Below are 13,415 nucleotides of genomic sequence, written 5' to 3' on the forward strand. Positions count from 1 at the left end.
AATATTCCCCCCTAATTTTAAATTTATTTTTTATCAGTAAATTGATAACATCTCTAAAGTCGGCTTATCATTATTATCTTTACTGTTACTTCTAATAGTGAATTGATAACAGTCTGTATTTAGATACATGAGCCCTGCTACAAGAGGAGAAGCATCTTTATAGTAAAATACTCGGCTTAATGTCATTAGAGGCTGGTTATTAGGGACGTTTAGCCTATTTGCTATTTCCTTCGAAACAGGACGTACCCCTATTGAACATCTTATTTCCTCAAGACCCAGCAGAGAATTATCTTGGCTTGTTTTTAACAATGTACTTAATGGTTGGTGCTCCACTTCATCGATCATCTTTTCTGTAAAAACTAATTCAGGGGATAAATAGGTAATGTTAAAAGCGATCGGCATATCTTTCAAATAAAATATTCGGTATATTGTACGTATTTTAGTATCCATCGAGCATTCTAGTGCTTCGGCAATATTTTTTGGTATCTCTTCTTCGCCGTATTTGACTAACTTTATTTTCACGTTTAGACCTTGACCTGTTAAAGTTTCATAAAATCCTCTAAAGTTTTGCACGTCTAATACATCGTTCATAATGTCCGTTTGAATGATTGGAAATTTAACATACATACCTTTTCCTTGTTGAATGATAATTAGGTCTTCTTCCAATAAAAGTTTTATTGATTTTCGAACCGTTAATCTGCTTACCCCATATTCTTCTGTTAATTCATGTTCACTAGGTAATCTCTGTCCTGGCTCAAAGATGTTATTCTCAATCTTCCTTTGAAGGTCTTGAGCAATTTGTTTATATAAAGGTATATAACTTTCACGATTAATAGTCATCATAACTCTCCTCACATATATACATGTATATAGATGTTATATATAAACTTAAAAAAATTTTTTCAGGAAAACTATTGGGATAAGCTCTTTAATAAGTCTCATTTCACCCTTAGTTTAAATTCCCAACTTCTTTTGGTTTAGAAACTTCAAACTCCCCCATACATTTATACATGTATGTAGACGTTATATAACAAGTTAAAAAAATACTGATATATTCGCCCTTATGATTAAGGTATGGCAAACGGGCGTATAAACACCAAGCTATTCCTACAGCTTTTTCTAAATATATCTCTTTTCTATTACCCCTCCTAACGAAGATTTGGGCGTATGCCTAGCTTATTAACTAACATTTTATTAAAACTATTTGTAATTGTCAATTTATTCTTAATATTATATTTCCATTATTATAGGCAATTCATTAAATAAACATGTCATTCACTTCATATGAAGATTATGGTCCTTGATCCTATCAAAGATATTATGTTACTAGCTAGGGAGTATAAAACACGGCGGTCATACCCAAGTCAATTATAAATAAAAAGCACCTTTAGGTAGATCTTTTACGTATCTACTCTATAAGGTACTTTTAAATTTACTTCCTACTCTCTTATATAAAACGTAAGTCTACACCATATTAATAGAATCATAGGCGAAGAAATTGAGTAACACTAAGCATTTATCCCTTATGATTATATAGTTCCCACGCTTCATCAAAGACAGTCATCGTTGCTAAATAAGATCCGTTTAACTCAAGGTAAGAACTGATTTCTTGATAGTTCTTAGACATTTTAGGAAAACTATGATCAAGGTAAGCATCGTTTGCAAAAATACTTATTTCATCCTTTGGTTCAGGATGGCGGTAGGTCATTAAAAAATGATAAAAAGATTTTGCCATCGTACCAACTTCCTTTAATCCGTTTTTCTACATCATGAAGGAAAGTTAATAACAAATCAAGCATTAGGTTAATCTAAATGAGAGAAATCAAAATAATTTCTCTTAAGCAATCGTGGTCTAGCCATCAATTCAGCAAAAGAAATCTCCTTATCTATTGTTTTCGTATCAATTAAAAAAAGTTGATCTTCAATTTCTTTAACTTGTTCATCAGGTTGATATTCCATATCACAGTCTTGGCACAAAATAGATGGTGTTTGGGTAATTTCTATTGCTCTCGTGCCATCTGGGAGCTCCCAAAACACACTGGCTTTTGTCTCTTCAATATGCTTACTATCACACCATGTACAATGGCTATGCATTGTTATCACCTCACTCATTAGAAGCTGCCGTTTCCGACTCTGACCTTTTCTTTTGTTCTGCTTGGTATTTCTTTTCTTTTAACTCGTCACGTTTTTCCCTACGATTCTTCAAATTACTATGAGATGGATCATGGTCATAATTATCACGACGATTTAATCTTGATAATCCTTCTGGGACAAGATTAAATGCTTCATCATTCAATAGGCCCGCAATACCTACTTTTGATTTCATATCTTCCATATCTCCATATACACCTTGGAAATAATCATCAGCTTTACCTGCGACATAGTTTTCAGGCTCTGGATAAGTCGTAATTACTCCCTCAAAGTTTCTTAAGACTACTTTATCAGCACTTTGTGAGATCAAGTAATTCGGCTGAAGAGAAATTTTCCCTCCTCCTCCTGGCGCATCGACCACAAAGGTTGGCACAGCATATCCTGAAGTATGACCTCGCAAGCCTTCAATAATCTCTAACCCTTTTGAAACAGGTGCACGGAAATGGCCAATCCCTTCAGATAAGTCACACTGATAAATATAATACGGCCTTACCCTAATCTTAACTAAGTCATGCATCAGTTTCTTCATAATTGCTACACTATCATTGATTCCTGCCAAAATAACTGATTGATTACCTACTGGCACACCAGCATTTGCTAACATTTCACAAGCCTTTTTCGATTCTTCAGTAATTTCAATCGATGTATTAAAATGGGTATTTAACCAGACTGGATGATACTTTTTCAAAATATTACATAGATTCTCCGTGATTCTTTGCGGGAATACGACAGGTGCTCTTGTACCAATTCTAATAATTTCCACGTGATCAATTTCTCGCAAGCTTTTTAAAATATACTCAAGTATTTTATCGTTGATTAATAGACCATCTCCTCCAGATATGAGGACATCACGAACTTCAGGTGTGTTTCTAATATACTCAATTGCATCATCTAATTGTTTCTTCGGCACACCCATGCCAATTTGACCGGAAAACCTTCTCCTTGTACAATAACGGCAATACATAGAACATTGATTAGTTACTAAGAAGAGGACACGATCTGGATAACGATGAGTCAATCCAGCAACAGGCGAATCCTCGTCCTCATGAAGTGGATCTTCCAAATCATATTTGGTTTTATGAATTTCTTCTGAAATGGGTACAGATTGCATGCGAATCGGACAGCGTGGATCATCTTGACTCATAAGTGAGGCATAATAAGGTGTAATATTCAATGGAATGGTTTTCGTTGATATTTTAACCCCTTCTTCTTCTTCAGGCGTTAAATCAATAACCTTTTTTAAATCATCTAACGTTCTTATCGTATTGGTTAGTTGCCATAACCAATCGTTCCATTTTTCCTCAGGTACGTCTTTCCAAAGTTCGATATCCTTCCAATGCCTTTTTGGCTTATACAAAAACTGTTTCACATGATTTCCCCCTTCAAAGTAGTCGTCAATTTTATTATGCAAAAGCCATGCCAACTATTTCATTCTAAGAATAAGATATGCGAACACCTACACAGTGGATACAAATGGAGGGAACAGCTAATAGAAGGGCTCTTAACAAATGGTGGTCATAAAAAAAATGCCGATTATTCGGCACTTTAAGAAGAACATTTATTATGTCAAAGCTTAGTCATCCCCTATCATTCTTTAGCACCTGATATCACTTCAAGCCTTTGTAGTTTATATTGAAGCGTTTGCCTTGGAATTTGTAACAATTTAGCTGCTTTTAATATATTTCCCTCTGTCTGGTTGATGGCTTCCTCTATTAATTGGTTCTCCAATTTGGCTAAAGCGGGACGCAGGGCAAAGTCAGTTTGTTTAGTAGAGTCCTTCTTTTCTTTTACATATTGTTTAAGCATTAGAGGGAGATCTTGAATAGTCAGGGTTGATCCATTACACACATTCATCATATATTCAATCGTATGCTTAAGTTCCCTGACATTTCCTGGCCATTTGTACTTGAAAAAAAACTGCTGTACTTGTGGGTGTAGACCTGTAATATTTTTTAAAAATTGCTCGTTATATTGCTTAATGAAATGTTCAGTTAAGAAAACAATGTCTTTTTTCCTTTCTCTTAAAGGTAATAATTCAAACGTGAGTACATTTAAACGATAGAATAAGTCTGCTCGTATTTTCCCTTCTGCCAGGGCAATTTGAGGGTGAATATTCATTGCCGCAATGACGCGAAAGTTCACATATGTGTTTGTTGTGCTTCCTAGTCTCCTCACTTGACCATCTTCTAACACACGTAATAGCTTCGCTTGTAGCTCTATAGGCATCGCATGAATCTCATCTAAAAATAATGTGCCCCCATCAGCCAACTCGAATAATCCTGGCCGATCCATGGCACCAGTATAGCTTCCTTTCGTTGTCCCAAATAAGACACTTTCTAATAAAGATTCTGGAATAGCAGCACAGTTTTGTGCAATAAAGGGAGCATTTGCCGAGAGTGATGCATCATGTATTCCTTGAACAAATAATTCCTTTCCGCTTCCACTTTCCCCAATTACAAGCATCGGTGACTGTGAACGGGCTAGTTTTTTTGCTTCGTTTTTTACCGCTATCATTTTCTCATCTTTTGTTAATAAGCTATCAAGGGTATATTTGGTTGCATGTGAATGACTTGTTGCTGTTTTTCTTTTGCTTTTTACTTTTGATCTTAAATCAATCAAACTATCATTCAGTTCTTTAATTCGCGAATAATCTTTCGCAATTTCAACCGCACCAGCAACTTTCCCATCAAGCTCGATCGGTAAAGTAGTATTGACGGTCTCAATCTGTTTTCCATATAAGTTCACATAACTTTGCTGTTCATTGATCATTGGTTGCTGAGTTTGCATGACATTAAACAATGTGCTCGTATTTTTGTTTAACGAGGGAAAAACGTCTAAAAGTGGTCTTCCTAACACTTCTTCTATTTTTAAACCATCATGTTTGGCCGCTATCTCATTGTAGTAGATCGTATAGCCATGTTGATCAACAACATGAATCCCTTCGTCTATGCTATTTAAAATTGCTGATAAGACCTCTTTAGAAATACCGTACTCACTTGTCAATCTCATTCCCCCTCTATTCCATAAATACAGATGAGGTGCCGAAAATTTGTCATACACTGCCAACTTTTGGGCAAATTATTTTAAAATCGTTGTTGATAAATCTTTTACCCAAACATTCATATCCTCGAGTTTATTAAAAATATAACAATTCTTTCCTAACCTTCCACGATAGACGTAGTCTAATTGGTGTAGGGCTGCGTTCATACCAAAAGATAAAGAACGAGCAATCGAATAAGCACAAAAGATTCCATCATTTGCAAGTTCCTTCTCTAATCTCTGTAATAACACTTTCATTAGTCCATGCTTACGATGTTCCACTAAAGTAGCACAATCCGTTAGCTCTGCGTTTTTATACTCATTATTTACTTCTGCTGAAGCAGCGCTTACAATTTCATCTGCATAAACATAACCAAAATAAATCGTACCATCATTCATTGTTTTCTTAATATACTCGGGGTCATGAAGAGGCGTTGGATATACTTCAAATATAGCCCGATAAAGTGTAGCCAACCCTTTGGCATCATTTTCTGTCATTCTTCTTAATTGATAGTCTGCGGGTGGGATATTTATTTGAAACCCCTTTGACAATTTAGAAACATTTTCAACAATCTCATCTTCTTTTATCCAGTCATCACTTCTTCTTCTTTCTGTTTGATAATACTTACAGAAAAAGAATAAATCAGACCCAAGAAAATAGCGATTTATGGTAGCTTCACATAGAAAACCATTCTGTATCAGCGTTTCAAAATCCTCCTTTCTTGCTTTAATTATTACCTTTTCAATCTCATGTTCATCGGAAACTTCAGTTATTTTTTTTATGATTGCGCACATATCACCACGATAATCATCAATCCTTATTCGTTTATTATAGAAATCCTTTACAACGTCCATTACATAATGATTTGTACACAGTTTTTCCTGTATGATTTCAACCATTTTTCGCCCTCCATTATAGAAAAAGCCCGGCTATCGCCGAGCCTTCATATTCTGTCACTCATTTGGTTCGTTACGCTAAGCGAAAGCTTACTAGTTTCATTTCAGTCATTTCTTCCACCGCATATTTTATTCCTTCTCTACCTGTTCCACTTTCCTTCACGCCTCCATATGGCATATGATCTACTCTAAATGTTGGGAAATCATTAATCATCACACCACCAACATGCAGCTTTTTCGCAGCCTGAAACGCTCTTTGCAAGTCATTTGTAAACACACCAGCTTGTAACCCATATTTAGATTGATTCACCCAATCAAGTGCAGTATCAAATGAAGCAAACTCATTAATATGAACGACCGGGGCAAAGGCTTCCTCACAAGAAACTTTATCATCCAACCTTGTATTTAATAATATAGTTGGTTGCAGTACACCCTCTTCTTCTCTTCCTCCATATGCTAACTCAGCACCATTCCTTATCGCTTCATCAATCCATGCTGAAGCCCTCACTGTATCGTCTTCAGATATCAAAGCTGATACATCTGTTCGGTCATCGAGGGGGTTTCCTAAATTAAGCTTTTTGGTTTCAGCAACAAAGGCTTTCACAAAAGAAGCAAAAACATTTTGATGAACGAAGACTCTTTGTACGGAAATACACACTTGACCTTGAAAATTATAAGCTCCAGCAACAATCCGAGGTACGATTCTTTCAATATTTGTATGTTCATCAACAACAACAGCTGAATTGGATCCTAATTCAAGCGTCACCCTTTTTAAACCAGCATTTTCTTTAATTGATTTTCCAACTGCAGGCGAGCCCGTAAAAGTAATCATCGCAATTCGTTCATCACTGGTGAAAACATCGCCAATTATACTCCCGCTCCCTGTAACAACATTGAGCGCACCTGCTGGAAGACCTGCTTCTTGAAACATTTCGGCGATTTTATAGGCTGATAGCGGAGTTTGACTTGCTGGTTTAAGCACAACAGCATTTCCAGCTGCAATTGCAGGACCAACTTTATGAGCAACAAGATTCATAGGGAAATTGAAAGGGGTAATCGCAGCAATAACTCCAAGTGGTTCGCGAACAGTGTAAGCCACCCTTCCCTCTCCTCCTGGAGCCGCATCCATAGGGATTGTTTCACCTTGGATATTCCTTGCTTCTTGAGCGGCAAATCGATAGGTCATAATGGTCCGCTCTACTTCTGCTAATGCCGCTTTTATCGGTTTTGCTGCTTCTTTTGCAATGATCTCAGCACAATTTTGTCTTTGCGCCTTTAATTGTTCAACAACAGATTCTAAAATCTCTGCTCTTTGATAAGCAGGCATTTCTCTCATTTTTTTCGCCGCTTCATTTGCTGCTTCTATCGCCTCTTCTACTTCATTTGATGAAGCTTGAGCGATTTCTGCTATTACCTCTTGGTTATAAGGACTTTTTAGTGCTTTTAACGTTTGCGTATTTTTATGTTTTCCGTTAATCCATAATAATTGCTGCATCTAAATTGCCTCCTACTAATCTTTTAATATTGTTTGTTTATCTATTATTTACCCTACTGCAATCAACAACTAACCTAAGCAACTATCTATTTACTCTTCAACTATGCCACACCATGAAACAATGGAGAGGGCAATTACCTCAGCAGCCTCAAATACATCATCTAAAAAAATATATTCATTAGCATCATGAGCAGAAGCTGTGACACCTGGACCAATGACAACAACCGGTGTATGACCAACGTTTGATAAGATGCCTCCGTCCGTTCCCCACGGAGAGGCTTCAATGATTGCTTCTTTATTTGTCACCCTTTCAAAAGCTTTACCGACAGTAGTGATTAATGGATGATCACTTTCTAGATTCCCCGGTTGCCACCTGCCTCCAAACCATTCAATACTTGGTATATTTTCTGATAGCCATCCATCTTTCACACACACCTCATCAATGGCCGCTTCTAATTCTTTTTCTACGTCTTCCATTCTCTCATGAGGAGCTACACCGATTCTGCCCTCAATTATAGCTATATCCGGTACAGAAGATGGCCAATCTCCACTCTTAATTTTGCCAATATTCACTGGCACAGGGATGGGTATATTTTCATATAAAGGATCGTCAATTCTCGCATTTCGCACTCTCTCTAGCTGCTGAAGTCCTTCTATGACTAACATCGATTTTTCAATGGCATTGATTCCTTCATATCTGGTGCCACCATGTGCTGATTTACCTTTCACAGATACACGAAACCACATTGACCCTTGTTGCTTTGGAAATACTTTCATATTAGTAGGCTCTGGTATGATTGCGCCGTCCGCTTGGTAACCTCTTAAAACAGCTGCTAATGTTCCTGCTCCTCCACTTTCTTCTTCTATCACACTTTGAAAGATAACATCACCTTTCAGTTTAATATTTGAAGCAATAATCGCTTCTAAAGCGAGTAGTAATGCGGCTGTTCCACCTTTCATATCTGTTGTACCTCTACCGTACATTTTACCTTCTTGGATATGCCCACTAAACGGATCATCTGTCCAGTCATTTATATCCCCTTCTGGTACAACATCAATATGACCATTTAAAATGATTGATTTGCCGTCTCCTTTGCCCTTTAGAACAGCCACTACATTTGGATTACCACTATAATCCTTTCTATCAGAACAATAAGCAGGATGTTTAAGCAGCTCTTCATCTCCAATTTCCCATATATCGAGGGCAAGCCCTAATTTACGGCATTTTTCAATAATAATTGCTTGTGCACTACTCTCGTTTCCACGCGTACTTTTTTCTTGAACAAGCCTTTGTAAAAAACGTGTACCCCTCGCTCGATTTTCATTTAACCAGTCTTTAAGTTTTAAATCTTCATTCATCGAAGCCCCACTCCTTTAAAGATATCGTCGATGGTGAAAAAGGTTGAATCATGTGGAAAAAGTGCTTTCTTTTCAGTTATTCGCTAATGCTAAGTATTTTCCTTTGCCCTATGAAAAAATAATCTTGTCATGGAGTGACACAGTTGCATCAGTAAGTTGTAATACTTCATCAATAGTATGAGGTTTAAAGACCTCATGAAGAACTAATCCACGATTTTTCTCAACCGAAAAAACTGCCATATCTGTAATAACCATATTGACACAAGCAGTTGAGGTTAAAGGAAGACTACATTTTTGCACAATTTTCGATTGACCGTGTTTATCCGTTTGATTCATGACGACGATCACTTTTTTCGCTTTTTGGGCTAGCTCCATTGCCCCCCCCATCCCCGGTACCTTTTTACCCGGGACAATCCAATTAGCTAAATCACCGGTTTCACTCACTTGTAATGATCCTAAAATAGTTAAATCCACCTTACCCCTACGAATCATGCCAAAAGCGAGCGCGCTATCAAAATAAGAACCACCTGTAACTAAAGAAACAGGAAATCCACCGGCATTGCATAAGTTTTCATCTTCTTCGCCATGGATGGGGCTCGGTCCCATCCCAATAATGCCATTCTCGGCATGAAACATGACGGCAAAATCTCTAGGGAGATGATTAGGTACTAATGAGGGTATACCTATGCCGAGATTCACAACCATTCCAGATTTGATTTCTGCAGCTGCTCTTTTGGCCATACGATTACGCTTTTCTATTGCCAAGCCCATTTCCAGTCAACCCCCTCAGATTGGATGATATAATCAACAAATACACCAGGCGTAATTATTTCTTCTGCCTGTAAACTTCCAACTGGAACAATTTCTTCTACTTCAGCAATGGTAATGTCTCCTGCCATCGCACAAAGGGGATTCGTATTTCTTGCACTTTTATCAAAAATGAGATTACCAAATGTATCTGCTTTCTTAGCATAAACGATACTAATATCCGCTGTTAACGCCGTTTCAACCATATAGCGCTTTTCAGCGATTTCACAAAAAACCTTGCCCTTTTGTACGATATCATTATCGATTGCAATATCTGATAAAATCCCTGGTAACCCCATACCGCCAGCTCTGATACGCTCTGCCAGTATCCCTTGTGGAGAAAATTCAACCGCCATCCTCCCATCTGTCATTAATTGGCCTGCAATCGGATTAGAGCCGATATGAGAAGTAATTATATGAGACACACGGCCGAGGCTAACGATTTTTCCAATACCAATATGAGGAAACCCAGTATCGTTACCAATAAGCTTTAACTGTGAGACCCCTTTTTGCTTAATCGCTTCAATCAGTGTCGGCGGTGATCCTACCCCACCAAAACCACCATACATTAATGTCATACCGTCAAAAAATAAGTGATCCACTTCTTCAATAGATGAAACTTTATTGAGTGCCTGTTTCACTCTTCATCACCTTCTAACTTTAACTCGACTTCTTTTAAATAAAAGTTCGTAAATTGCTGTAAGGTTTCTTGCAAGCGTTGAATTAAGTCATCCATTTCTTTAAAAGTAATATTCAAAGGGGGGGCAATCATAACTGCATCTCCATTCACACCGTCTGAACCTGCTCCAGCAGGATAAACAAGTAACCCATGATGTTGAGCAATACTAATCATACTTTCGGTTACTTTCATCGCCCTAGGGAATGGCTTCTTTTCTACAAAGTTCTGGACAAACTCTATCCCCAGCATTAAACCTCTTCCCCTTATATCCCCGATAAATGAAAAACTTTTTTGTAGCTGTAATAACTTTGCTTTTAAATATTCACCTTTTTTCTTTACTTCAGGTATAATTTTATTCTTTTCTAAATATTCTATGACAGCGAGTGAAACGGCACAGGCTTGAGGGTTAGCACTCAAAGTATGCCCTCCCATAATTGTCTTAGAACCTGAGACAATCGGTTCCATCACATGATCACCGACTAAAGTAGCAGCAATCGGCGTGTATCCTGCCCCCATCCCTTTACCTAATGTAACGATATCTGGTTCAACACCCCACTGCTCACAAGCGAGCATTGTACCTGTGCGTCCAAATCCCGTCATTACTTCATCAGCAATAAATAAGATTTGATGGCGCTCACAAATCTCTTTAATAATCTTGTAATAATCTTGCGGTGGAGTGATAGCTGCCCCCGATGCCCCAATGATCGGCTCCGCTATAAAAGCAGCAATATGCTCACTCCCTATCCTTCTAATCATATTATCTAACTCATTTGCACAGAGGTAACCACACTCAGGAGCTTCTTTATTGTACGGACACCTGTAACAATAAGGAGGTTGAATTACTGGAAAATCTTCTAATAGGGGAATAAACCGCGCTCTTCTCCCAGTATGCCCTGACATAGAAAGTGCACCTAAAGTGATTCCGTGATAACTCATCCATCTAGATAAAACCTTTGTCTTGGTCATCACACCTTTTTCTTGCCAATATTGAATACTAATTTTCATGGCAGTTTCTGTTGCTTCCGACCCGCTATTGACAAAGAAACACCAATTCAACTCTGGGAAGGATAAACTTGCTATTTTCTTGGCTAACCTTTCTGCTGGCTCACTTGTGAACTGTGAGCGATATACAAAAGATACTCGCTTAGCCTGTTCTGTCATTGCATCAATAATTTCCTGAACTCCATGACCGATATTTGCCGTAATCGCTCCAGATGAAGCATCGAGATATTCCTTCCCCTCACTATCGTACAAATATACACCCTTGCCATAATCAATCATTGGATACTCTGCATCTATTACAGGTTTGATTAAATATGTGCGGTCCATCCCCATCCCCCTTACTAATCGAGCATTTAAACGTACATAAAGAAAACCCGCTAAAACCTACCAATAACATGTGAGGTAAACGAGCAATGAAGTATTATTATTTTTTTGGAGCGGGCGAATCAGATTGATTTATGTTTTTATTTCAATTGTATGTTTGAGAAATGTAAAACTTTCTTAAAGATTTAAAAGAATATTTTAGTTGCCATTGTTATGAATTGAATGAGGGATTTGACGGAGGCTCTAAGTGTGAAGTCAGCTTGATTTGTGTATTAATGACTTAACGAATAAAAAAACAGTATACCCAATTTCATGAGTACACTGTTTCCCTATCTATTCACCTACAAAAATCTCCACATCTTCTTTTTCCGCTTTAATGGTAGCATACGACCCAAACGGAATCGTCGCTGCTTGATTTGTATGTCCAAAGTCAATATTAGCAATAATTGGAACACCGCTAATTTCCTTTTTCGATTCAATCATTTTCTTTAAGAAATAATCTGTAACCTGTGATTCCTTTTGAAATCTCCCGATAAGTATCGCTTTTATCTCATTCGCATCTTTTTGCTGTAGCAAAGATTGCAGCCCCCGTTCAAAAAGAAAGGGATGTGATTCTTCATTATCCTCTATAAAGATAATCGCACCTTTCAATGAAGGCATATATTCTGTCCCTTGTAATGACGTTAATGTTGATAAATTTCCACCTATTAATTTTCCGCTTGCCTCTCCTTCTTGAAGAACAAGATAGCCTTCGGATGCTATATACTGCTTTTCATCTTGCTCCAGATGCCATGGATCATCACTCCATTTATCCGAAGGTTCAATTTCATACATGCCATCAGTCGTTACTGCTTGAAGGAAGCTATTGAGTGTATATTCAAACCCATATTTTATACCAAAATCAGCAAAGAAAGGGCCGGAGTATGTAATTAAGCCCGTTTTATGATGAATGGCAGCTAGCAATGCTGTTATATCACTATACCCACAAAAAACCTTTGGGTTGTTCTTGATTAATGAATAATCAATTGATTTTAATAATTGATTGGTATTATAACCACCTATACCAGCTATAATCGCTTTAACATTCGGGTCACGAAACGCATCATGTACATCTGCCACTCTTTGCTCAATACTTGTACTAAAAAAATCATCATGTTCGAGGACATATTGACCATATGTTATTTTAAATCCTAAATTAACTAACCGTTCTTCTGCTAATCTTCTTTGTTCACCCTTTATGACAGCCATACTTCTTGAAGGAGCAATGATTCTGATTTCATCTCCTGATTGTAATCTCTTTGGAAACATCTATGTACACATCCACTTTTTTCTTTCTATTTTACCGTAATTTTCATCTAATTTCGACAAGATACATAAAATCTTGTTTATAATCACTCAACGATTTTCCACTTGTTATTCACTGACAAATATGTTGATGAAAAAAAGAGAGACTCCTAAAAGCCCCTCCTTATTCTTTATTATTACCAGTTACCACACCAGCTAGCACCGATGATTACTAACAAGATAAATAATACTACAATTAACGCAAAGCCACCGAATGCTCCATTTCCACAACCACCGTATCCACCTACTGGATAGCTATAATAAGGTTGAACTTGTTGAGCACAAGGATCGCATCCATATCCGTAATTCATAATCATT

At 37.4% G+C, this 13,415-nt stretch carries 13 protein-coding genes; all 13 read right to left on the bottom strand.

From position 1 onward, the window contains the following. Window positions 1–33: 33 nt before the first annotated feature. Window positions 34–840: a GntR family transcriptional regulator gene (locus tag MKY26_RS08355; RefSeq protein ID WP_180316956.1), complete on the bottom strand. Its 807-nt coding sequence runs from the start codon at window positions 838–840 to the stop codon at window positions 34–36. Window positions 841–1,516: 676 nt separating this feature from the next. After that, window positions 1,517–1,735, bottom strand: a complete 219-nt coding sequence (locus MKY26_RS08360; RefSeq protein ID WP_095372886.1) for a YozE family protein — start codon at window positions 1,733–1,735, stop codon at window positions 1,517–1,519. Window positions 1,736–1,803: 68 nt separating this feature from the next. Next, entirely contained in the window at window positions 1,804–2,094 is a 291-nt protein-coding gene (locus MKY26_RS08365) for a YokU family protein (protein ID WP_095372885.1), read from the bottom strand. Window positions 2,095–2,104: 10 nt separating this feature from the next. After that, window positions 2,105–3,520 (bottom strand): lysine 2,3-aminomutase, encoded by a 1,416-nt coding sequence (gene ablA, locus MKY26_RS08370; RefSeq protein WP_095372884.1) that lies wholly within the window; start codon window positions 3,518–3,520, stop codon window positions 2,105–2,107. Window positions 3,521–3,738: 218 nt separating this feature from the next. Further along, on the bottom strand, window positions 3,739–5,154 hold the full coding sequence (locus tag MKY26_RS08375; RefSeq protein WP_307313254.1) for a sigma-54 interaction domain-containing protein: 1,416 nt from the start codon (window positions 5,152–5,154) through the stop codon (window positions 3,739–3,741). Window positions 5,155–5,229: 75 nt separating this feature from the next. Further along, window positions 5,230–6,090, bottom strand: a complete 861-nt coding sequence (ablB, locus tag MKY26_RS08380; protein ID WP_341051466.1) for a putative beta-lysine N-acetyltransferase — start codon at window positions 6,088–6,090, stop codon at window positions 5,230–5,232. Between the two features lie 70 nt (window positions 6,091–6,160). After that, on the bottom strand, window positions 6,161–7,582 hold the full coding sequence (locus tag MKY26_RS08385; protein WP_307313249.1) for an aldehyde dehydrogenase family protein: 1,422 nt from the start codon (window positions 7,580–7,582) through the stop codon (window positions 6,161–6,163). 90 nt (window positions 7,583–7,672) lie between these two features. Further along, window positions 7,673–8,941 carry a peptidase gene (locus MKY26_RS08390; RefSeq protein WP_341095421.1) on the bottom strand — a complete coding sequence of 423 codons (1,269 nt, stop codon included), beginning with the start codon at window positions 8,939–8,941 and terminating at the stop codon, window positions 7,673–7,675. Between the two features lie 108 nt (window positions 8,942–9,049). Next, window positions 9,050–9,712 carry a 3-oxoacid CoA-transferase subunit B gene (locus MKY26_RS08395; protein WP_095372879.1) on the bottom strand — a complete coding sequence of 221 codons (663 nt, stop codon included), beginning with the start codon at window positions 9,710–9,712 and terminating at the stop codon, window positions 9,050–9,052. Then, a complete protein-coding gene (locus MKY26_RS08400) occupies window positions 9,697–10,389 on the bottom strand; it encodes a CoA transferase subunit A (protein WP_095372878.1) in 693 nt (230 codons plus the stop codon). Before MKY26_RS08400 ends, MKY26_RS08395 begins: the two co-directional genes overlap by 16 nt. Next, entirely contained in the window at window positions 10,386–11,756 is a 1,371-nt protein-coding gene (locus MKY26_RS08405) for an aspartate aminotransferase family protein (RefSeq protein ID WP_307313243.1), read from the bottom strand. Before MKY26_RS08405 ends, MKY26_RS08400 begins: the two co-directional genes overlap by 4 nt. A gap of 330 nt (window positions 11,757–12,086) precedes the next feature. After that, on the bottom strand, window positions 12,087–13,061 hold the full coding sequence (locus MKY26_RS08410; RefSeq protein WP_341095437.1) for a S66 peptidase family protein: 975 nt from the start codon (window positions 13,059–13,061) through the stop codon (window positions 12,087–12,089). Window positions 13,062–13,234: 173 nt separating this feature from the next. Beyond that, window positions 13,235–13,408, bottom strand: a complete 174-nt coding sequence (locus tag MKY26_RS08415; RefSeq protein ID WP_095372875.1) for a YjcZ family sporulation protein — start codon at window positions 13,406–13,408, stop codon at window positions 13,235–13,237. Window positions 13,409–13,415 lie beyond the last annotated feature (7 nt).

It is taken from the genome of Cytobacillus sp. FSL R7-0680 (assembly GCF_038009245.1).
In the GTDB taxonomy this organism is placed as follows: domain Bacteria; phylum Bacillota; class Bacilli; order Bacillales; family Cytobacillaceae; genus Cytobacillus; species Cytobacillus kochii.

Coding starts and splice junctions, on each gene's coding strand:
- MKY26_RS08385 (WP_307313249.1), bottom strand. CDS start 7,582: ATGCAGCAATTATTATGGATTAACGGAAAACATAAAAATACGCAAACG.
- MKY26_RS08405 (WP_307313243.1), bottom strand. CDS start 11,756: ATGGACCGCACATATTTAATCAAACCTGTAATAGATGCAGAGTATCCA.
- ablB (WP_341051466.1), bottom strand. CDS start 6,090: ATGGTTGAAATCATACAGGAAAAACTGTGTACAAATCATTATGTAATG.
- MKY26_RS08415 (WP_095372875.1), bottom strand. CDS start 13,408: ATGAATTACGGATATGGATGCGATCCTTGTGCTCAACAAGTTCAACCT.
- MKY26_RS08395 (WP_095372879.1), bottom strand. CDS start 9,712: ATGGGCTTGGCAATAGAAAAGCGTAATCGTATGGCCAAAAGAGCAGCT.
- MKY26_RS08410 (WP_341095437.1), bottom strand. CDS start 13,061: ATGTTTCCAAAGAGATTACAATCAGGAGATGAAATCAGAATCATTGCT.
- MKY26_RS08360 (WP_095372886.1), bottom strand. CDS start 1,735: ATGGCAAAATCTTTTTATCATTTTTTAATGACCTACCGCCATCCTGAA.
- MKY26_RS08355 (WP_180316956.1), bottom strand. CDS start 840: ATGACTATTAATCGTGAAAGTTATATACCTTTATATAAACAAATTGCT.
- MKY26_RS08390 (WP_341095421.1), bottom strand. CDS start 8,941: ATGAATGAAGATTTAAAACTTAAAGACTGGTTAAATGAAAATCGAGCG.
- MKY26_RS08365 (WP_095372885.1), bottom strand. CDS start 2,094: ATGCATAGCCATTGTACATGGTGTGATAGTAAGCATATTGAAGAGACA.